This is a genomic window from Lacinutrix sp. MEBiC02404 (assembly GCF_053601575.1).
The window spans coordinates 513,778-534,888 of record NZ_JBSHNV010000220.1; the positions used below are offsets into that span (position 1 = coordinate 513,778).

The following is a 21,111-nucleotide window of genomic DNA, read 5'->3' on the forward strand; positions in this document are numbered from 1 at the left end:
TTATGCTTTGCTAAAAGTAAACATCGTGTGATATTCACCAATTTCGACATCTTCGTTAAGTTGTAAACCAGCTTCTTCTGCTATTTCTTTAAATTCTGTTGCTTTGTACATTTTAGAATTCCCATTTGCAATTACGGTAAAGTAAAGCGATGTCGCTTCTAAAATAAATTTAGCATTATCAAATTTCTGTCTGTCGGTAAAGGTTTCTATGATGATTAATTCTGAGTTTTCATTCATAGAATTCACACAAGTTTTAAGCACTTTTAGGATTTCTTCTTTAGAAAAACAATCTAAAAACTGACTCATCCAAATCGTTTCCGCATCACTTGGTATTGTTGGGTTGTCAGACAGCCAATCTATTTCATGACCTTTTACTCGGTCTTCAAAACCTGCTTTTTTAACATTCGCTTTCGCTTTGTTTAATTGTCCAGGAAGATCAATCATTGTTATGTTTACATCGCTATTGTAAGTACAACATTTTACGGTGAATTTCCCTGTATTTGCCCCGATATCAAATATTTTCTTACGGTCTTTTTTAAATAAAAGACCTAAAGCTTCTGTAAAGATGTCATCCGAATAATGATGGTCAAAGTCAAACCAAGATTTTTGTTGTAAAGGTGTAAGTTGTGATAAGCCTTCGTAAACCGTTGGCCAATCTCCAAGTTCTTTTAAACCCGTTGGTTCTCCTGTTTTTATAGCTTCGTCTAAATGAAATAAACCTTTATAACAAACCTCATTCGTGAAATTAATATTTACGTTAACCGTTTCGTTATATGCTAAAAAGTAACCAATAGTAGTAAGTTCAAAATGTGCTGTTTCGTTTTTGGAAACAATGTTTGAACTTTCAGCAATTTCTAATAATACACCAACACCATAGGTGCTAAGTTTTAATTCTTCAGCAATTGCTTCTAAAGTGATTCCTCCTTTTTTTCTTTTCTCGAAAATAAGATCGAAAATACCAAGTTTTCTTAAAGATACTGTTGCTTGAAATACAAAAGGAGCCATTGCTATTTTTTGTGCTTCTTGAATTGCGTCTATAGCTTTTATAGATGGGTTTGACATATTTATTTAGTTTTTTGAAATAATATTGCTGTATTACAACCTCCAAATCCGGAAGCCGTTTTTAAGAATCTATGACTGTTTTTTTTAGTTGTTTCTGTGATTACGTTAATTGGTTTAGTAACTCCGGAAGTTTCAAAACCTAACGATTTATACAACGTGTTATTTTTTAAGGAATGCATTCCAACAATGGTTTCTACCAATCCGGAAGCACCTAAACTATGTCCGAAATAGCCTTTTAAACTATGTAAAGGAACACTGCTTAAGTCCATTCTGCTAAACGCAATGGCTTCCATTTCATCGTTGAACATGGTTGCTGTTCCGTGTGCTGAAATAAAATCGACATCTTCTGCTGTAATATTTGCTTGCTTAAATGCAGATTGCATACTTCGGTATAAACCTTCGCCAGTTCTGGAAGGACCAGAAATATGGTTTGCATCATTACAAGAACCTTCGCCTAAAATAGTAACGGATTCTTCCGCTAGATTATTAGGGTTATTAGTAACTAAAACACTTGCTGCAACTTCCCCGATATTTATTCCTGTTCTATTAACGTCATAAGGTTTACAGGGTTCGCTGCTTAAAGCTTGAAAAGAATTAAATCCAGATAAAATAAACTCTGTAATGACGTCTCCACTGGTGATAAATACGTGGTCGTAAGTGCCTTGTTGTATATATCTTTTTGCAATTGCAACGGCTAGAATTCCAGAAACACAAGCATTAGAAACAACAATTGCGTCGTTTTTAAAATGGAAAAAATCTTTGATTTGATTACCAAGCTCACTTAAGTACGCTCTGTCTTTATGAAAAGGATTGTTTGTATCTAAAGCATCTACATTTCCTTTTGTAGTAGAAATAATTAGTCCGACACGATCATTAATTGCTATGTTTGAAGCATCTATCACGTTACTTAAAGAAGTAATCATCATTTGCTCTAAACGCGTATAATCGGCTTTCGGATTTAGGGTATTAAATTTTTCTTGTAAAGCTTCCGTAGGAATTAAAGAAGTATAAAAAGGTTCTGGTAATATCGATTTGTCATCTATACGTTGTAAACCGGAAACCTCATTGCTAATTTTAGCAACAACCGCTTCACTAGTAAAACCTAGTGACGAAATAATATTGTTATGTGAAACGTACACTTTACTCATCTAGTAAGCCTACGGTTTTTTTCCATTCCATAAAAAATTCTGGAATAGCTAATGATAAATCTCCTTCACCAATTTTATCTACAAATACCTGAACGGTTTCTCCTGTGCATACTAATTGCTCTTTTTGGTTGTAAATTTCATAACGAAAAACCATTTTAGCAGCAGGACTATCTATATAGATTGTTTTTATGGTCGCAACGTCACCATAGCGTAAAGGTAATTTGTGGTCTGTACTTGATTTTACAATTGGTGTTGCGTATCCATACTCTTTTTGGTCGAGGTAAGAAATACCATGTTTTCTGCCAAAAGATTCACGCCCATCTTCGAAATACTGAATATAATTTCCATGCCAAACAATACCCAACGGATCTGTTTCTACAAAGCGTACACGTACTTGATTGGTATGTTCTACGAGTTTATTAGACTGCATTTTTCTTTTCATTATAAACAATAGCGATTAGCGTGGTTACTATAAAAAATACAAATAGTAAACCTATTTCTGGTAAAATTTCTACAAGACCGGAATTTCGTAAAAATACGTCGTAAAATGCATTTAATCCCCAATTCATTGGAGAAATATTAGATAAAGTTTGCATAAACTTAGGCATAATAAATACAGGAACCCAAACACCACCAAGTGCCGCTAAAATAACAACAAACGTAGCGCCAAAAGGAGCAGATTGTTCTTGTGTTTTTGCAACGGTACCAAGTAATAGACCTAAACCAATTGCTGCTAAACCTGAAAATATAGCAACAACAAAAAGTAGGGGTAAGCGTCCTGAAATATCCAACGTTGGTAAGCCCATTATTGGGAAAAGATACACGCCAATGGCAAGCATTAACATAAACTGAATAATACAAACACAGAGATAGACCAATGTTTTTCCTCCTAAAACCGTGGCATAAGAAACTGGATTTGTACGTAAGCGCACAAAAGTACCTTGACTTTTTTCTTTAACTATATTGATAGACAAAGGCACGATTATAAAGAAAATGGCAAATAATGTCCAAGCAGGAACGTTGTGTTGTACCGAGTTTGGTTTTATTTCTTCATCATTCTTTATTGGTAAAATTTCTTTAAAGCTGATAAAATTATCGGTTTCAAAAATAGCTTCTGAAGGATCATCTGTTATTTGTTGCTGAAAGGCTTTATAGATAGACTGTGTTTCAATTTTTGAAATCATTTTATCTATTCCGTTTTTAACCGAAGACTTAAAAGTAAGCTGTGTTGCAGGGTCAAAATAGAGTTTTACTTCTTTTTTTGGAATAGGAATGGTTTCGGTTTCGCCTTCTTCATCTAAACCAAATTTAGACAGAATACCATCTACGTTTTGCGTTACTTTTTTATTTAAATCGGAAGAAAGATTTTCTGGAATAATGATCGCAAGCTGATACTTTCCCGAAAAAACCAAGTCCTTAGCAACGGTTTCGTTTTCTTTTACAATAACTTGAAATGTGTTAGAATTCGCTAATCCATCTTGTATCGTTTGCGAAACGGTACCTTTGTCATTGTCTACAATTAAAACAGGGATTTTAGCATCGCTAATTGTTTTAAAAGTGCTGTCTTGAATGATGGTTATGGTAATAATAAGTACTAATGGCATTACAAATAATACCACAAGACCTCCAAAATCTTTAATTAGAAGTAAATACTCTTTATATGCCGAAGCCCAAAGTTTACGCATGATCTCTTAAGGCTTTTCCTGTTAAACTTAAAAATACATCTTCTAGATTATGAGCACCTTTATGGTTACTTATTAGCGTTTCTGGTTTTCCTGTTATTATCAGTTTCCCATGATCTATTATAGCAACTCTGGTGCAAAAAGATTCGGCCTCATTTAAATGATGCGAAGTATAAATTATGGTAGTTCCTTTTTTGTTTAAACCTTGAAGAAACTGTATGATTACATTTTTAGATTGTACATCTACACCAACGGTTGGTTCGTCTAAGAATAAAATTTTTGGTTCGTGCAAAATACTTGCAATAAGATTTATACGACGTTTCATTCCTCCAGAAAAAGTTTCTATTTTTTTATTGGCAAATTGTGATAGCCCTAATATTTGTAAATACTCTGCTATTTTTTTATTTAAATCCTTTCCATGTAAACCATACATGCTTCCAAAATATTTTAGGTTTTCGTTGGCGGTAAGCGTAGGGTAAAGTGCGTACTCTTGCGGTACAATACCTATACGTTGTTTTAGTTCGTTTTTATTGGCTTGATAGGTTAAACCGTTAATAGTAAAAGTACCGGAAGTTGGTTTTATTAAGGAACATAATATAGAAATTAAGGTCGTTTTTCCTGCTCCATTTGGACCAAGAAGACCGAATATTTCCTTTTCTTCAATAAACAAATCTAAATCGACTAACGAAAAATTTTCGGCAGTCTTATATTTTTTAGATATGTGTTCAATACGGATCATATTAAATAGCTTTTTTTAAAGCTTTAAAAAACACTTCTTCTTTGTCTGCAATAGCTTCTAACTGTGAAGCTACTTCGTTATAACCATCTGCTTTTGCTCCTCTATTTTTATAAATTCGGGAAGCATCTACAGCAAAATCACGCCATAAATCACCAATTTGTGTCATTTCTTTAGAAAGATCTGCTAGTTTAGGATTGTTTAATATTTTGCTAGACTCTTGTAAAAATGCTGCAAAAATATATCGGAAACCTCCGCCTCCAGTTCCTATTTCTTCTTGCATTCTTACTATTTGCCCTAAATAATGATTTGCTTTTTTAACGCCTAGTTTTTTAGGCCATTTTCTTATTTGCTTTGCAGTAAAACGAATTCCTTTAACACCAAGAACAGGCATTGGAGCTAACATATCTCTGCAGGTATGTTTAATTCCTTTTAGTATCGCTTTTTCTAAATCAAGTTCTTTTGGGAAATTTGTTGGGTAATAAATATGCCCTTTTGGTGGTAAAGCGCCTTTAGCAAATCTTACTTTTTCAAGTTCTTTATCTGTTAAAGTGGTTACCGTTTCCATAACCGGATCACTTATTAAATAGGTGTCTTCCGTTTTTCCGTAAACGACTAAATTGTGTGCGTTAAAATGAAAACGATATTCGTCTGGAAAATATGTTAAGTTGTAAACACCAACTTGTAAACCAACCGGATTATTATTGTTTAAGTTTTCATCTAAAACAGCTTTCGCTTTTATAGGATCTTTAAATTTTTCTCGTTTTATTTTAATACCAACACGTTTTGCAAATCGTTTAAAAATAAAACCAGGCATTGCTCTGTATGTAATTGCAGGAGCATGATTTACCTTTAAAAATGGAATATAACAAAACAGCAATCCAGAACCAATACCAAAAACCATTGGCTCACTAACATTAAAGCCATGATGTTTCATTAAATTAGAAACCACACCATTCTCGCAATGCGCAGATTGATGATGTGTAAAGTTAATTTGCATGTTGTAGGTTTTTAAGTTGGTCTATGGTAATTTCAAAAACATCTGCATATTTTTGAAGGATTTTATTGGATAATTTATTAAATACATTGGGTTTAAAATGACGTTTTACGCGCCATTGCCAAAGGCCAACATAGCTTGCTAAAATTGGAAGATCCATTTTATGAAATTCCATATAATATTCTATCGGACTGGTTTGGTTGTTTTGGACTCTCTTTTTAGCGTCGGCAACGCGTTGATTAATATCGTCAATCGCATTGTCTAAAGCAATGGTTTTAGGATCCCAACCGGTTGTGTGTGCCGTTGTATATTCTCCGTTTTCATCTACAGCATAGCATAATTCTCTAAAATTTGCGGACTCTAAATTACTTTTATCCTGAGGTACTTCGCTTTTTTTCATGACCTTTAATTTTTAGGTATTTCCTGAATAAACAAATTCATTTCACAAGATAATAATTCTTTGTTTGAAGTAGCAATAGTGCACTCTAAAGTACAAATGCTATAATGATTGGCGTCAAACCTAGATTTTAAATTTGCATTCGATATTATGATCTCTCCAATGGAAGGAGACGCAAATATGGATACTTTTTTTATAGCGGAAATAAAACCGATAAGCTTTGTTCCTTCTCCTTCTAGATCATCTTCTTCAAAGTAGCTTTTACCAACAATAGAAGAGCAAGTCTGCGCTGCGTTTTCAATGAGACCTAATTCATTAAACCGCATGTCTTCATCTACAAAAATGCAATCTTCTTTTATTTCAAACGAAGTGGTTACGTGTTCATCATCAATAGATATTACATGGTCTACCATTAAAAATGGCGTACGATGTGGTAAAAATTTTGTGATATCTAGTGACTGAAACTTATTCATTAGCTAGCAATAACGGTTTTCATTTGTGCAAAGGCAATTTCCTCTTTATCTTGATTAAAGGCTTTAACTTCTACCATTGTTACTCCCATAAACTCATGAAGTATGGTTGCTTCGGTTGTAATGGTTTCATTAAGTTTTGGAAGCTTCTGTACTTCTACTTTTTTTATAGAACCAATATAACCTGTTGGTGCTTGTTCTCCTTTTAAAAAGAAGTCGTAACCAGTGTGTAAGGCAACGGTTTGTGCTAAGTTTTCTATCAAGCCAGATTCTAAAAAATAATTATCTTTTACAAAAAGGTTGGTGTCTAAAATAGTGAAACTAGACACAATTTTATCTGCAGTGAAATCCAACAAAGTATCTACCATTACAAATGGTGTTTTTTGCGGAATTAAATGCGAAATATCTGTTATTGGTAAACCCATTTAGCAAACAGTTAAAAGTGCATAAGCATAAGCAAAACGAGCACTCTCTGGAACAGAAAGTAATATTTTGTCTCCTTTTTTAAGTTTTCCAGAACTTGCTAATTCTTCTAACATGATGTAGATAGAACCTGCTCCTACATTACCTACTTTGCTTAAGTTCATAAACCAGTTTTCCCAAGGTATTTCAACACCTTGCGCTACCATTTCTTTATATAAACTGTCTTTAAAGTAATACGAAGAAACGTGTGGTAAATAGTAATCTATATCTTCTGGTTTTAGGTCGTGTTTTGCAATAGCCATTTTTAAGCTATCCACACCTTTTACTAGTATGTTTTCACTTAGAAGTTTGACATCTTGCTTCATGGCAAATAATGATTTTTTACTCCATTGGTCGGAAGGATATTCACTCCAAGGTTTTAAAAACCCATCTTCTAATTTGTCACTTCCTGCATACATACACGCTTCAATTTCATGTGCATATGAGTAGCCTTCCATCCATTCAATTTTTAAAGGGTGGTTTCCTTTTGGTTCGCTTTCTAGTAAAAAAGCACCAGCACCATCGGATAGCATCCAACGCAAAAAGTCTTTATTAAAGGCTAATATTGGGTTGTCTTCTAATGTTTCTAAGTGTTTTACTTCTTCTTCAAAAGTATCTGACATCATCCAAGAAGAGGTGCGTTCCGATCCTGTACAAACCGCATTTTTAGTTTCCCCAGATTTTACAGACATGTATCCATACTTAAGGGCATTCATCCCCGAAACACAAGCACCAGAAGGCGAATTAATTTCCAAGTTTCCGTTTTTTAGAAAACCATGAACCATTGCTGCGTGTGATGGTAAAATTTGATCTGGACTAGATGTACCACAAGAAAGTAATTCAATATCTTCTGCTTTAAAATCTGCATCACATAAGGCAACTATTGCTTCTTTTGTAAGTTGTGCGTTATTGTGTGTGATATTGCCATTATCATCAATAGCATAATATCTGGTTTTAATTTTATTGTTACGCAAAACAATACGTCTTCCTTTTGAAGTCTTACCGTTTATGGTACCTAATTTTTCTTCCATCTCGTCATTTGAAATTGGACGATTTGGTAAAAATTTTGAAATTTTGTTGATGTAAACTTCCTTCATATTAATGCCTTACTCTATATAATTTACAGACGAATAGTATAATTTGTCTTTTTTTATTTTATGTATTGATAACACATAAGTCAACAAAAATAAGATAAAAACAATTGGTGCAAGAATCCAAATAGCAAATAATAAGTAATAAGTAAAAAATTTAACCCAAAAACTACGTTTCGGACTATTTTTATCGCCTTTAGATTGAATTAATTTGGACCATTTAGAAAAAATAACGTTTGCTCGGCTATCTGTAACTACTAAAAAGGGCTTAATTAGAATTGCACCTTGTTTTAAAAGGTTGTCTTGTAAATTGTTGAAATTGTTTTCTTTTAAATGTTTTAATATAATTGGACCAAACTTGACAGCTTCATCGATATCTTTTTGCGAAACTCCTGGTTTAGGAAAAATACCAAGATATTTTTCTTTTTTTCCAGACATTAACCACTTTTCAATGGTAATAACGCTTATGTGATTGATATGACGGTCTACCAAAGCAATATTACCAACTAGATTGGCTTCTAATGCTTTTAGTTTTTTCTTCATTTTTTCCTGCGCCATAATCCACATGTTTCGACAAGCAATCACTGTAATTACTGGTGTGTTTTTGAAGATTTGTTTTGCTTCTGGTGTGCTTAAAAAGGAATTTATAGGAATAGATGGTGTTAAGTACCACACTTGATATCCTAAAATAATGAGATCGTATTTTTTGTTAAGAATATCTAATGAAATTGGTTTTACTTTTTCTGGGACTTGTTGAAAGGTCTCTGGAAAAGCACCATAAAACGCATCTGCTTTCCACGGAAAAGGGAAAGGAGTTTCCATTTTTATATCGTGATAATCTATTTGTATAGCATCATTGGCTAAAGGAGAAACTATATTCTTTACAATTTCTGTTAATTGTCCAGATTGAGAATAGTGTATAACTAAAACGTTTTTCAAAAGATAGATTTTTTGGTAATTTCGGAATAAAAGTCTAGATATAGAAGTTTCGCTCTTTGTAAATAATAGAACTTATTAACTTTTACGAAAGGTGTAATAAAAATGGAGGTATTCTTAGTTTTTTTTATCGAAAGCCCCCCAAAAATCAAAATAGTTAAACCATTGTAAAGGATATTTGTTCAGCATCCAAGAAACACTTTCTGTATATTCTTTTAAAAGTGCTTGTGCATCTCTATGTTTTGCTTCTGCTTTTCTAGTAAATAGATGGTAATGCTTGTTGGTTTCTTTCATTACATACACAAAAAGTACAGGAACTTTTAAACGGGAAGCTAGCATAAATGGGCCGGCAGGAAATTTTGCTACTTGGTCTAATAAGTCTTGTGTTAGGTGTTTGGATCCTGTTATGTATCTGTCTCCTGTAATGACAACAAGTTCATTTCTTGTAAGTGCCGCATTAATTTCGAAAATATGACCTAAGTCTTCTTGTATTAGGATAATCTTTACTTTCGGTTTATCGGTTACGCTTTCTAGGTATGCTTTAATATTAGAATGTTCGGCATCTGTAGTTAAGATACTGATAGAAGTATTTTCTTCTAGTTCGCCAAAAAAGTGTTCGGCAATTTCAAAATTACCAACATGTGCACTGATTAAAATGCCTCCTTTTTTTTGTTTTAAAGCTTTGTCAATAAGTTCGAAGCCATCAAAATGATAGGTGAATTTATTTCGTAAACCCGAAGATATCGCTATTTTATCTATAATGGTTTGCCCAAAAACATAATAGCTTTTATAGATATTTATAAAGCTTTTAAGTTTAGAGTTTTTACGTCTTTCCCGAAAATAATAGTAACTAGCTTCTGTGCTATCTTTAGAGAAGAAGCAAAAGTATAGCGCAACAAAATGCAGAATGAAGTATGCAGAACCAATTCCGAATGTCTTCATACAAAACACAAAAATCTTGTATCCAAAAACAGTTCCTCTGGACTTTCCTTGCCATTCAGCAGCCATAAATATTTAAAGTAAAGTGTTTAGTCTAATTTTTTTTCAATTAGATCATAGAAATCTTGAAGGGATTCTACATTCACAAAATCTTCTCCAACTAATTTTACGCTGAAGTTAGACTCTACTGCAACCACAAGGTCAACAAAGTCTAAACTATCTAATTCTAGAGTGTCTTTTAAGTTTGCTTCAGGTGCTATATCATCTGATTCCACTTCAAATTCATCTATAAGAAAGTCGTTTATTTTTTCAATAATAACTTCTTTAGTCATTCTGTATTATAATTTTTTTATTATTAATGCTGAGTTTGTTCCGCCAAATCCAAACGAATTCGACAAAAATACATCAAATTTTTTATCTAGCGTTTTACTTACTAGATTTAATTTTTTAGCATCCTCGTCTGGGTCTTCTAAATTAATGTTTGGTGCAATAAAATTATTTTGCATCATTAACATAGAATATACAACTTCACTAGCTCCAGCCATCCAGCATTCATGTCCTGTCATGGATTTTGTAGAACTTACATAAGGGCCATTTTCTCCAAAAACTTTAACAATAGCCTTCGCTTCATTAGTGTCTCCTACAGGAGTGGAGGTTGCATGCGCATTAACGTAATCTATTTCTGATGGTTTTAAATTAGATTGTGCAATTGCTTTTGCCATTGCTCGTGATGGTCCGTCTACGTTTGGTGTAGAAATGTGCTCGCCATTGGACGAGAAACCATAACCAATAATTTCGGCTAAAATTGGTGCTCCACGTTTTACAGCAGATTCATAGCTTTCTACAACTAGGGTTGCTGCGCCACCACTTGGTACTAAACCATCTCTGTTTTTATCGAAAGGTCTAGATGCTTTTTCAGGATTTTCTAGGTTCATGGCAAAAACACCAAGTCCATCAAAACTTCCCATGGCATATTTATTTATTTCTTGCGCTCCACCACAAATAATACAATCTTGTAAGCCACTTCTTATTAATTGGAAAGCCATACCAATGGCATGAGATCCACTAGCACAAGCAGCACTTATGGTGAAATTTACACCAGTAAGACTAAAAAGAGTAGAGAGGTTCATGGTTACTGTAGAGTTCATCGCTTGAAAAATAGCGCCAGAACCAACAAGTGTGGTGTCTTTTTTTTCTCTAATTTTATCTACAGAATCTACAATAGCCTTTGCTGTGCTATCGTTACCATACAGAATACCTACTTCGTTTGCTTTTAAAAAATCGATATCTATTTTAGCATTTTCTAAAGCTTCGGTCGTTGCAACATATGCGTATGCACCTTCGTCACCTAGGCTAATGCGCTCTCTTCTTGTAAGTTGTTTTTTTAGGTTTGGTTTTTCTACCATTCCTGTTAATGGAGAACGATAACCAAAATCTTTTCGTTCTTGGTCATAGACAATCCCAGACTTTCCATTGTATAATGAATTCTTTACTTCTTCCAGATTTTTTCCTATGCAGGAATAAATACCCATTCCTGTTATAACAACACGTTTCATACTAACTGTAAGATTATTTAAGAGTAAATTCCTCCATTAATATTTATTACTTCACCAGTAATATAAGAAGACTTTTTGGAAACTAAAAAAGAAACTAAATCTGCGACTTCTTGTGCTTCACCAAAACGATTTGCGGGAATCATTTTTTTAAGTTCTTTTTCATCTAATGCTGCCGTCATATCCGAATTTATAAATCCGGGAGCTACAGCATTTACAGTTATTTTACGTTTGGCAACTTCTTGGGCTAGTGCTTTTGTAGCAGCAATAATTGCTCCTTTTGCAGCAGAATAATTGGTTTGCCCTGGCGTTCCTTTTACACCAGAAACCGATGCTATGTTTACAATACGACCATAACGGTTTCTAAGCATTTTTTGAATAGCATAATTGGTAACGTTGAAGAACCCATTTAAAGAGGTGTTGATTACGCTTTGCCAATCTTCTTTTGGCATCCACATAAATAAACCATCTTTGGTGATACCTGCATTATTAACAACTACTTCTATTAAAGCATCTGGGTTTGCTTCTTGCCAAGCATCTAATTTAGATTTTACTTGTTCGGCATCTGTTACATTAAAACCTATGATTTCTCCAGTATTTCCTGCTGCTAGCACTGCTTTTAAAGTGTCTTTTGCAGCTTCTTCATTACTGTTATAATTTATTAATATATGATAGTCTGTATCTATTGCTAGTTGTGAGCAAATGGCTTTACCAATTCCTCTGGAACCACCTGTTATTAGGGCACATTTCATTCGTAAGTCTTTTAGATTTGGGGTGTTAATTAAATAATTCTAGTTGTTTAAATTCCATGTTTTTTAATACTTCACCTTTCGTATTAATTAAAACCCATAGTTTTTTGTCTTTCACTCGAGCTAAACCGTTTATAAAACCTTTTTCGGCATTCTTTTTAAAGAGTGCGAAACCTCCAGCTGTAATAACATATTTGTCCGTAATCACTTGTTCTCCGGAAGTATTTATAAATCCCCAAAGTTTATCGATTTTTATAGGAGCTAATCCGTCTTTACTAAAAATTTCTGCATCTCTATATTGTAATGGAATAACTACTTTTCCCGTAGTATCAATATATCCCCATTTTTTGTCTTTAGAAACAGGAGCAAGGCCATTTACAAAAGCTCTTACTTTATCATAAGTTGGTTCAATAATCCACTCTCCATTTTTATTAATGAAACCAATTTTGTCATTTTTCTTAGCGTAAGTAATGTCTCCATTTACAGAGAAATCCCAAATTTTTTGTGCGCCAGGAACTTCTTTAAATTGTCCATTAATAATTAAACCGTGAGTTTCTCCTTTTGTTGCAGTAACATTTCCGTTGTAAAATTTGCTAACGCCATCATATTCCGTTTTTACAAAATACTTTCCAGTTTTGTCTATCAATCCCCATTTTTCACCTTCTCTTACTTTAGCATAACCATTTTCAAAATCGAAAGCTTTGTTAAATTTAGGTTCAATAACTACGGTGCCAGAAGTGTTTATAAAACCAACATTATCTTCATGTCTAATTTGTGCTAGACCTTCTTCAAAATCGTAAATTTTATCTGTAGTAACATCGGTTAATACTTTTTCACCTTTTGTATTTATATAAAACCATTCTTTGTCTTTTAACACAATTGCGATACCAGAGTTGAATGCTTTGGTTTTATCGAAAGCAGGTTGTATTGCCCATTCTCCTTTTCGGTTGATAAATCCCCATTGTTTTTTATCATTCATAGCTTCCGCTAAATCTTCAGAAAAGTTTTTAGCTACTTTGAATTTAGGTTGAATTTGCCAATCTCCTGTTTTAGTAATGTAGCCAAATTTGCCGTCTTGATTAGCAAGTGCTAATTCTTGAGCAAAAGTTATTGCACTTAAAAAGAGTAATACGATTAATAGCGATTTCGTTTTCATGTGTTTAAATTTAATGGTTAATATCTATTACAAGTAGGATGTATGCACTTCTTTGGTTAGGGAAATGTTTTGTTTAAAATACTATTGTAATAATAAATTATTTTTATGCTTTATTGTTAATGATATAATCTTTAACAAGGTTAACATAAGGGTACATAGTAACGTCTTCTGTAAATATAGGAACTATTTCTCTTATCTCATCATACAATTTTTTAGTTTTTGAGGAGACTTTGTCTTGAACTTTTAAATATTCAATAGCTTGAATTACAGTGATTAATTCTATTGCCATAACTTCAAATGCATTTTCAATAACTTTTTTGGTTATTAATGCTGCATTGGTTCCCATGCTTACAATATCTTGGTTATCGTTATTGTTAGGAATAGAATGTACATACATTGGGTTGGACAATGTTTGGTTTTCGGCAGTTGTAGAAGTTGCTGTAAATTGGACACCTTGCATACCGAAATTCAATCCTAATTTACCAAGATTTACAAAGGCAGGAAGTATATTATTTAAACTAGGATTTAATAAATAGTTTAACTGTCTTTCTGCAAGCATGCTCATTTTAGTAACTACTATTTTAAGCTTATCCATTTCTAGAGAAACATAATCACCATGAAAGTTTCCTCCGTGATATACGTGCTTCTTTTCTACATTTACAATTGGATTATCATTTGCAGAGTTTACTTCTTCTATTAAAATATTTTCTACACTACTTAAAGTGTCTAAAACCGGACCTAAAATTTGTGGTACACAACGTAAAGAATAATATTCTTGTACTTTATCTTGAAAAACAGAAACATCATCATTATTTGCTTCGTACAAATGATGCTCTCTTTTTCTAGTAAGTTTGCTGTCTGTTAAATGCTCACGCATACTTTTAGCAATATTTTGTTGTCCTTTATGTTTTTTGGAATTGTTTAATTCTTCCGATAAATGATCGTCATATGCTTCTACAATTTCATTAATTGCTGCAGAGCAAGAAATCATCCAATTTAACAAACGTCTGGTGTACATAGTGTTTACAATACCAATTCCTGTCATTACAGAAGTACCATTCATTAGGGCTAAACCTTCGCGAAGTTCTACAGAGATAGGTTTAAGATTTTCCTTTTCAAAAACAACTGCAGTTTCTAATCTTTCTCCTTTATAAAATACTTCTCCTTCACCAATTAAAACTAATGCTAAATGCGCAAGTTGCACTAAATCTCCACTAGCACCAACGCCACCATGTTCATAAATTAAAGGAGTAATGTCTCTGTTTATAAGTTCTGACATTAACTCAATTACAGATTTATGTACACCAGAGTTACCTAAAGATAGTGTGTTTAATCTAGCAAGCATAGCTGCTTTTACATACTGAGGTGCAATTGGATTTCCTGTTCCAGATGCATGACTACGAATTAAGTTGTATTGTAATTGAATACGTTCTGAATCTTTAATTTTGTATTGTGCCATTGGTCCGAAACCAGTGTTTACACCATAAATTACTTTGTTTTCTGAGAATTTTTTCAGAAAATCAAAGCTTTCTTCTACTGTTTCAAAAACAGAATCCGCTACCTTAATTTTACTGTTTTCTATTATAATTTTGTAAAAATCTTCTAATCCTAGTTTTCCGTTAAATGTTAGCATCTATATGTTTTATTCTGACTATTTTTAATAAATATTTTAATAACTAAAAGTAAAGTAGTTATTTTTGTGTGCGCTAATTTAATATAATTAAGATAAAATACTATAATGATTATGAATGAAATACATGTGGATGTTTTAATTATAGGAGCTGGACCTTCTGGTTGCGTTGCTGCTTCTTACTTACACAACCAAGGAAAGCAGGTCAAAGTAGTGGAAAAGAGTGTCTTTCCAAGGTTTGTGATAGGAGAGAGCTTACTACCAAGATGTATGGATCATTTTGAAGAAGTTGGTCTTTTAGACGTTTTGAAAGATTTCGGATTTGAAAAAAAACATGGTGCTCGGTTTTTAAGAGAGGATGTGGTTTGTAATTTTGATTTTAGTAAAAAGCATACCGAAGGTTGGGATTGGACTTGGCAAGTGCCTCGTGCAGATTTTGATAATATTCTTGCAACCGAATTAGTAAATAGAGGCGTAGATATTGCTTTTAATAATGAAGTGGTAGATGTTGTGTTTGATGCAGATGGCACTTCTATTACTAATATAAAAGATGAAAATGGCGTTATATATAAAGTACACGCAAAACACATTATAGATTCTAGTGGTTATGGTCGCGTTTTACCAAGAATACTTGGATTAGATAAACCGTCTTCGATACCAGAACATTCTTCGATTTTTACACATGTAAAAGATTTAAAAAGACCGGAAGGCGAAGAAGGAACCATTATTACTTTTGACGTTTTAGATAAAGACACTTGGTTTTGGGTAATCCCTTTTTCTAATGGAGATACTAGTATTGGTTTTGTTGGTTTAACCGATTTTATCGATTCTTTTGAAGGAGATACTACCGAAAGAATGCAGAAAATGCTGAAGCTTTCTAAATATTACCACAAGCGTTTTGAAGGATTAGAATTTAAATTTCCGCCGGTTACTATTAAAAATTATGCTAAATCAGTAACCCAACTTTATGGAAAAGGCTATGCTTTAACAGGAAATAGCGCAGAGTTTTTAGATCCTGTTTTTTCTTCAGGAGTGACTTTTGCTACAGAATCTGCCTTAAAAGCAGCAAAACTTATAACGAAAGAGTTGAATGGCGAAACGGTAGATTGGGAAACAGATTACACCGGTTATATTATGAAAGGTGTAAATGTATTTTCAACCTATGTAAAAGAATGGTACACAGGAAACTTGCAAACCTTGTTTTTTCATAGACCAGAAAATCCAGATATTAAAAAACAAATTTGTGCGGTACTTGCAGGATATGTTTGGGATGATACCAATCCTTTTGTAAGAAAACACGATAGACTAGTTAAAAATCTAGCCTATTTAATAGATATGGAAGTAAAAGAAAAAGCGAACCTTTAGGTTCGCTTTTTGCTTTTCATTAGAGAAGACTTATTTAATTTCAACTTTAATTAAAACGTCTTCTTTTTTCTTTTTATAAAACTCAATTACAAATTGGTTATCCGCAGTTTTAATAACTCTGTTGTTGCTAAATTGAAAAACCTCTAGCTTATTTGTTACATTTCTTGTGTCTAGAATATTGTCTTTAGAAACGGCTCCTGTAGCATCATTAATCTTATATGCTGTTAAGTAACCACCTTTGCCATCGGTATGCGTTGCGGGTACTTCATAAAGTGAAAGATCTATGTTTTTTACATTGTCTAAGAAAATTAAATAGTGATTCCCTTTGGTAAACAGATAAGAATAAGACATTCCTCCTTGATAAATTTTACTAGTATCATAAATACTACCAAACATTTTAGGAGATCCACTTTGCCTTTTTGGAAGTTTTTTCATCCAAGCTAATTTACTAGAAGTATCTATTTTAGCAACAAGCATATCTTTATAGTGGAAGGTGTAAGATTCGCCGCCACCTCCATATTGATTAAAATTATGGTGCACTTGAACATAGGTTTGTTCTCCAATTAATAAAAGACTACCATCTGGATTAATAATTAGATCTTTTAAAAGTAAATCGACAAATTCTGCTTTGTCTTTCTTATCTTTTTTTTGCCTCTTTTGCCTAAATATTGGCCAATTATTTCCGCTGGAATTTCATAAGTGTTTTGATCTACAATAGTGCCTTCTTTGGAAAGCTTAAAAGTAAATAGGCCATCGGCATTTCCTCTTTTTAAATCTTTTCCTCTATGTGATTTTTCGGAACCACTTACTAGTTTGCTGTAAAAACCTGCACAAACCATTAAGTCATTATCCAATTCAAAAAGAGAAATACCATTAATAAATTTATCCTCTAAATTCATTTTCGATTTTTGAATTTCAGAATTGTTTTCCGAAAAAGCCAACATTTCAATATGGTAATTACTTTTATCTCTCTTTTTGTCATCATTACTATCATCATGAAATACGCGTACTACCATATATCCTTTTCCTCTAGAATCTACAGCATAATCTAAGATGTCCATTTTTCTTTCGGTATAAGGCATTTTATAGTCTTCAGACCATAACTTCTCTAATGCCGAGTTGAATACGTTAACGCCTATAATATCATAACTCTTGGTGTCTCTTTTTACTGTAGGTTTGCGTCTGTACTGAATCAAAATTTTAGAAGCATCTTTAGATGTTAAGAAACTAAATTTATTGACAATACCACTACCAAAGAAAGAACCAGAATTCGTGTAGCTTCGTTTTGGCGAACCAGCTAATTTACCATGAACAGTAATCAGGTTTTTTGCTTCACCAATAAACGCTCCAGTGCTAAAATTAATTTCTCTGTAGTATAAACGTTCTTGTTTGGTTTTTTTGCCAGACCAAGAAGAGTAAAAGAAATAGTATTTGTCTTGTAGCTCTAGCATGCCTTCAACTACATAGTTGTCTGGGAAGTCTTTATATTTTTTTTCTGAAATAAGGTTTAAACCTTCTACTCCAAATTTTTGAATTACGAGCTGTTTTTTCCAAGGTTTTACCGAAAGAATTTCATTGCCTTTATTGAAATAATATTTTACGGGAGCATCATAAACTGGATAAGGAGCACTTACATTAAAATTATAATCAGGTGATATTTCATTTTGAGCGTTCGCAGCAAAAACATAAAAACAAAGACAAAGAAGCAGGTATATCTTTTTCATAAGGATATTTATAGGTTAACTCTTACAAACATAACCAAATATTTATCATCTTCAAAAAGATAGTTTTAAAGGAAGAATTTAGTCAGTTGGTTTATAAAAGTATTGGTTAATGAGAGTATTTCATGAACGGTTAAGATTGGTGCTAAAAGAAAAAGCGAACCTATTGGTTCGCTTTTTAAATACTAAAAACAGCTATATACTATTTTGTGTTCTTATAAAGGTGTTTAGCAAATGCTCTACCAAAAATGATGTAAGCATCGGCAATTCGTTGACCAGAATTAAAATCGTAACCACCTTTTCCTTGACCTTCTATTTTTGTATAATCTACAGAGAATATAACATCCGATGGGCTATCTGTTTTATAAACCGATAAAGTAAGCTCTAATTTAGAATTTTTTCTAACGACACCAACATTGTATCCAGGGTACATGAAGGTAGTATGGATTTTCATTGTGTATTCAGCACCTATATCTTTACCAACTTTAACCATGCCATCTTTAATTCTATCGTTAAAGGTTTCAATAAAATTTGGCTCATAAAACTCTTCTCTATCTGAAAACCAAGATGCTTTAAATTTCTCTCCAGTACCTGCTTCTTTTTCCTCGCGTTTCGCCATTTTATCTTTTAAAAATGCTTCTTCGCTATCGTACTTAGGGATTTCAAGGTTTGAATAATCAAATTCTACATTGTATGCAGTGATGCCTTTAAGGCTTTCCCAATCGCCTTTTTGAACGTTTGCTTTTTGCGCCAAAAGTGCTGTAGAACATAATAATACTAAAATAAGAGATAATTGTTTTTTCATTTTTATGAATTTAGATTCCCGCTAAAATAACGAATATTATGCTAAAGTTAAAATTAACCTTTTGTTTTGCTTAATTGTGAAAGCATTTCTTTGGTAATATCTTCTAGTGAAAAGGCATGTTTCCAGTTCCAATCTTTTTTTGCAATGTTATCATCTATACTTTTTGGCCAAGAATCTGCAATAGCTTGTCTGAAATCTGGTTTATAGGTAATTTTAAAATCTGGAATCTGCTTTTGTATAGAAGCAGCAATTTCTTGAGGTGTAAAACTAATTGCAGCTAAATTGTAGGAAGATCTAATGCTAAGCGTATCTGGTTCGGCTTGCATAATGTCTACTGTGGCTTTTATAGCATCATCCATAAACATCATTGGAAGTTTTGTGTCTTCACTTAAAAAACATTCGTAAGCTTTGTTTTTTAGTGCTTCATGATAAATTTCTACCGCGTAATCTGTGGTTCCTCCTCCAGGTAACGTTTTCCAACTAATAATTCCTGGATAACGAATACTTCTAACATCTACACCATATTTTTCATGGTAATATTCGCACCAACGTTCACCAACTTGTTTTGTTATTCCGTAAACCGTTGAAGGTTCCATAATGGTATGTTGCGCAGTGTCTTCTTTAGGAGTTGTTGGTCCGAAAACAGCAATACTGGATGGCCAAAACACATGATCAATTTGTTTTGTTTTGGCTAAATTTAATACATGAAAAAGAGAATTCATATTTAGATCCCAAGCTTCCATTGGGTATTTTTCACCCGTTGCACTTAGTAAAGCAGCCATAAGATAGACTGTTTTCACGTTATGGTTTATGCAACAATCTTTAATAGCATTAAAGTTTTTAGCATCTAGAATTACAAAAGGACCAGCATTTACTAGTTCTAATTTTCTGGTATTAATGTCACTTGCAATAACATTATCTACACCATAAATGTCTCTAAGTTTATACGTAAGCTCAGAACCAATTTGTCCGCAAGCGCCAATAATTAAAATTTTTGAAGTCATTAATTCCTGAAATTTAAGGTGGTCAAAAATAACAAGTTTTTAAAGAAGAAAATATAAAATTCACTTAAAATAATAACAGTCTAAAGTATTTAATAATAAAAGTAAAGAATACAATATATTTGTAAACACAATAGTTAATTATAAATGAAAGCATTACTATACATTACCTTCATATTTTGTTTTTTTTCATGTAAGAAAACAGATGCAACACAAGAGTTAGAAACTACCAAAGATGAAATTTCTCTAAAAATAACGAAAGAAGACATATCTAAACTTAAATATACCCAGTTTATTCTAGATGCTAAAACAAAAAACTCCCCAGAATTTTGGCAAAAGTATACCGAATTAAATGATCTAATTTTAAAAGTAAATCAAGCTGATTTGTCTTTTTTTAAGGACAATAATGAATTGCTAATCGCTTTTATTAAGGACTTAAATGAAACCATTCCAGAAGAAGTAGATACACCAGCAATCCAGGCTAGATTAGTTGCGTTAGAAACGCAGATGCTAAAGCTAGAAGGTGTTGTTAATTTATCGCAACCAGGAAAAAAGGAAACGCTTTTAGTGGTTAGAGATTTTTTAACTGCATTTTCAAATCTTAATCTTCAAATAAATAAGAAGTTTGAAAAAGAAGCTCAAAAAATTGAAAAGCCCTATTAATATGAAACATGCATATGTCTTCTTTTTATTAGTAGTAATTACATCTTGCACTAAGAAAGTAGAAGAGAAACAGAAGATTTCCTCTTCAGAGATTAAAAAAGAAATTAATACCAATTTAGATGCTTGGCATAAAGCTGCTGCGGAAGCAAACTTGGATGCCTACTTTAATTTAATGACTAAAGATGGTGTTTTTATAGGTACAGATGCTACCGAAAATTGGCAAAACGAAGCTTTTAAAGCTTTTTCAAAACCGTATTTTGATAAAGGGAAAGCATGGAATTTTACTGCAATAGAAAGAAATATTTATATATCGGAAGATAAAAACACGGCATGGTTTGATGAGTTACTAGATACGCAAATGAAAATTTGTAGAGGATCTGGCGTTCTAAAACGGGAAGATAATACATGGAAAATTGCACACTATGTTTTGTCTATTACAATACCTAATGACAATGTAAATGAGGTAGTGAAAATTAAAAAAGAGTGGGATAGCCTGTACGCTAAAAATCTATTAGATAAGGCTATGGATTAGCTTTATTATGTTTTAT

The 21,111-nt window shown here is 32.7% G+C and carries 24 protein-coding genes; 3 read left to right on the forward strand and 21 right to left on the reverse strand.

Annotation, left to right across the window (positions count from 1 at the left end):
- From ACVCXO_RS16740 to ACVCXO_RS16820, 17 genes are all read right to left on the reverse strand, one after another.
- Complete coding sequence (locus ACVCXO_RS16740) at nucleotides 1-1,062, reverse strand: methyltransferase (RefSeq protein WP_452230736.1); 1,062 nt, start codon at nucleotides 1,060-1,062, stop codon at nucleotides 1-3.
- A 2-nt stretch (nucleotides 1,063-1,064) separates the two neighbouring features.
- Nucleotides 1,065-2,210: a beta-ketoacyl-[acyl-carrier-protein] synthase family protein gene (locus ACVCXO_RS16745; protein ID WP_452230737.1), complete on the reverse strand. Its 1,146-nt coding sequence runs from the start codon at nucleotides 2,208-2,210 to the stop codon at nucleotides 1,065-1,067.
- Nucleotides 2,203-2,640 (reverse strand): acyl-CoA thioesterase, encoded by a 438-nt coding sequence (locus ACVCXO_RS16750; protein ID WP_452230738.1) that lies wholly within the window; start codon nucleotides 2,638-2,640, stop codon nucleotides 2,203-2,205. The genes ACVCXO_RS16745 and ACVCXO_RS16750 overlap by 8 nt, the downstream gene beginning before the upstream one ends.
- A complete protein-coding gene (locus ACVCXO_RS16755) occupies nucleotides 2,630-3,895 on the reverse strand; it encodes an ABC transporter permease (protein WP_452230739.1) in 1,266 nt (421 codons plus the stop codon). Before ACVCXO_RS16755 ends, ACVCXO_RS16750 begins: the two co-directional genes overlap by 11 nt.
- The gene (locus ACVCXO_RS16760) at nucleotides 3,888-4,631 is read right to left on the reverse strand and encodes an ABC transporter ATP-binding protein (protein WP_452230740.1); all 744 of its coding nucleotides are present in this window, start codon (nucleotides 4,629-4,631) and stop codon (nucleotides 3,888-3,890) included. Before ACVCXO_RS16760 ends, ACVCXO_RS16755 begins: the two co-directional genes overlap by 8 nt.
- Nucleotide 4,632: 1 nt before the next feature.
- Nucleotides 4,633-5,628 (reverse strand): BtrH N-terminal domain-containing protein, encoded by a 996-nt coding sequence (locus ACVCXO_RS16765; protein WP_452230741.1) that lies wholly within the window; start codon nucleotides 5,626-5,628, stop codon nucleotides 4,633-4,635.
- Nucleotides 5,618-6,025: a hypothetical protein gene (locus tag ACVCXO_RS16770; protein WP_452230742.1), complete on the reverse strand. Its 408-nt coding sequence runs from the start codon at nucleotides 6,023-6,025 to the stop codon at nucleotides 5,618-5,620. Before ACVCXO_RS16770 ends, ACVCXO_RS16765 begins: the two co-directional genes overlap by 11 nt.
- 5 nt (nucleotides 6,026-6,030) lie before the next feature.
- The gene (locus ACVCXO_RS16775) at nucleotides 6,031-6,495 is read right to left on the reverse strand and encodes an ABC transporter permease (RefSeq protein WP_452230743.1); all 465 of its coding nucleotides are present in this window, start codon (nucleotides 6,493-6,495) and stop codon (nucleotides 6,031-6,033) included.
- On the reverse strand, nucleotides 6,495-6,917 hold the full coding sequence (locus tag ACVCXO_RS16780) for a hypothetical protein (protein ID WP_452230744.1): 423 nt from the start codon (nucleotides 6,915-6,917) through the stop codon (nucleotides 6,495-6,497). Before ACVCXO_RS16780 ends, ACVCXO_RS16775 begins: the two co-directional genes overlap by 1 nt.
- The gene (locus tag ACVCXO_RS16785; protein WP_452230745.1) at nucleotides 6,918-8,051 is read right to left on the reverse strand and encodes a beta-ketoacyl-ACP synthase III; all 1,134 of its coding nucleotides are present in this window, start codon (nucleotides 8,049-8,051) and stop codon (nucleotides 6,918-6,920) included.
- 9 nt (nucleotides 8,052-8,060) lie between these two features.
- On the reverse strand, nucleotides 8,061-8,984 hold the full coding sequence (locus ACVCXO_RS16790) for a dialkylrecorsinol condensing enzyme DarA (protein ID WP_452230746.1): 924 nt from the start codon (nucleotides 8,982-8,984) through the stop codon (nucleotides 8,061-8,063).
- A 114-nt stretch (nucleotides 8,985-9,098) separates the two neighbouring features.
- Entirely contained in the window at nucleotides 9,099-9,989 is an 891-nt protein-coding gene (locus ACVCXO_RS16795) for an LpxL/LpxP family acyltransferase (protein ID WP_452230747.1), read from the reverse strand.
- Nucleotides 9,990-10,009: 20 nt separating this feature from the next.
- A complete protein-coding gene (locus tag ACVCXO_RS16800; RefSeq protein WP_452230748.1) occupies nucleotides 10,010-10,252 on the reverse strand; it encodes a phosphopantetheine-binding protein in 243 nt (80 codons plus the stop codon).
- 6 nt (nucleotides 10,253-10,258) lie between these two features.
- Nucleotides 10,259-11,476 carry a beta-ketoacyl-[acyl-carrier-protein] synthase family protein gene (locus ACVCXO_RS16805; protein ID WP_452230749.1) on the reverse strand — a complete coding sequence of 406 codons (1,218 nt, stop codon included), beginning with the start codon at nucleotides 11,474-11,476 and terminating at the stop codon, nucleotides 10,259-10,261.
- A gap of 17 nt (nucleotides 11,477-11,493) precedes the next feature.
- Nucleotides 11,494-12,225: a 3-oxoacyl-ACP reductase FabG gene (fabG, locus tag ACVCXO_RS16810; protein ID WP_452230750.1), complete on the reverse strand. Its 732-nt coding sequence runs from the start codon at nucleotides 12,223-12,225 to the stop codon at nucleotides 11,494-11,496.
- A gap of 25 nt (nucleotides 12,226-12,250) precedes the next feature.
- Complete coding sequence (locus tag ACVCXO_RS16815; RefSeq protein ID WP_452230751.1) at nucleotides 12,251-13,378, reverse strand: WG repeat-containing protein; 1,128 nt, start codon at nucleotides 13,376-13,378, stop codon at nucleotides 12,251-12,253.
- Between the two features lie 103 nt (nucleotides 13,379-13,481).
- Nucleotides 13,482-15,011 (reverse strand): HAL/PAL/TAL family ammonia-lyase, encoded by a 1,530-nt coding sequence (locus ACVCXO_RS16820; protein WP_452230752.1) that lies wholly within the window; start codon nucleotides 15,009-15,011, stop codon nucleotides 13,482-13,484.
- A 111-nt stretch (nucleotides 15,012-15,122) separates the two neighbouring features.
- Between ACVCXO_RS16820 and ACVCXO_RS16825 the strand changes: the two genes are divergently transcribed.
- The gene (locus ACVCXO_RS16825) at nucleotides 15,123-16,373 is read left to right on the forward strand and encodes an NAD(P)/FAD-dependent oxidoreductase (protein WP_452230753.1); all 1,251 of its coding nucleotides are present in this window, start codon (nucleotides 15,123-15,125) and stop codon (nucleotides 16,371-16,373) included.
- A 30-nt stretch (nucleotides 16,374-16,403) separates the two neighbouring features.
- Here ACVCXO_RS16825 and ACVCXO_RS16830 read toward each other — a convergent pair whose 3' ends face one another.
- From ACVCXO_RS16830 to ACVCXO_RS16845, 4 genes are all read right to left on the reverse strand, one after another.
- Nucleotides 16,404-16,913, reverse strand: coding sequence for a hypothetical protein (locus tag ACVCXO_RS16830; protein WP_452230754.1), 510 nt, complete (start codon nucleotides 16,911-16,913; stop codon nucleotides 16,404-16,406).
- A 62-nt stretch (nucleotides 16,914-16,975) separates the two neighbouring features.
- Entirely contained in the window at nucleotides 16,976-18,097 is a 1,122-nt protein-coding gene (locus tag ACVCXO_RS16835) for a hypothetical protein (RefSeq protein WP_452230755.1), read from the reverse strand.
- Nucleotides 18,098-18,296: 199 nt separating this feature from the next.
- Nucleotides 18,297-18,899 carry a hypothetical protein gene (locus ACVCXO_RS16840; protein ID WP_452230756.1) on the reverse strand — a complete coding sequence of 201 codons (603 nt, stop codon included), beginning with the start codon at nucleotides 18,897-18,899 and terminating at the stop codon, nucleotides 18,297-18,299.
- Between the two features lie 53 nt (nucleotides 18,900-18,952).
- On the reverse strand, nucleotides 18,953-19,903 hold the full coding sequence (locus ACVCXO_RS16845; RefSeq protein ID WP_452230757.1) for an NAD-dependent epimerase/dehydratase family protein: 951 nt from the start codon (nucleotides 19,901-19,903) through the stop codon (nucleotides 18,953-18,955).
- 144 nt (nucleotides 19,904-20,047) lie between these two features.
- On the opposite strand from ACVCXO_RS16845, the gene ACVCXO_RS16850 reads away from it, so the two are divergent.
- Together ACVCXO_RS16850 and ACVCXO_RS16855 are read left to right on the forward strand one after the other, a co-directional pair.
- Entirely contained in the window at nucleotides 20,048-20,563 is a 516-nt protein-coding gene (locus ACVCXO_RS16850) for a hypothetical protein (protein WP_452230758.1), read from the forward strand.
- Between the two features lies 1 nt (nucleotide 20,564).
- Nucleotides 20,565-21,095 (forward strand): nuclear transport factor 2 family protein, encoded by a 531-nt coding sequence (locus ACVCXO_RS16855; RefSeq protein ID WP_452230759.1) that lies wholly within the window; start codon nucleotides 20,565-20,567, stop codon nucleotides 21,093-21,095.
- Nucleotides 21,096-21,111 lie beyond the last annotated feature (16 nt).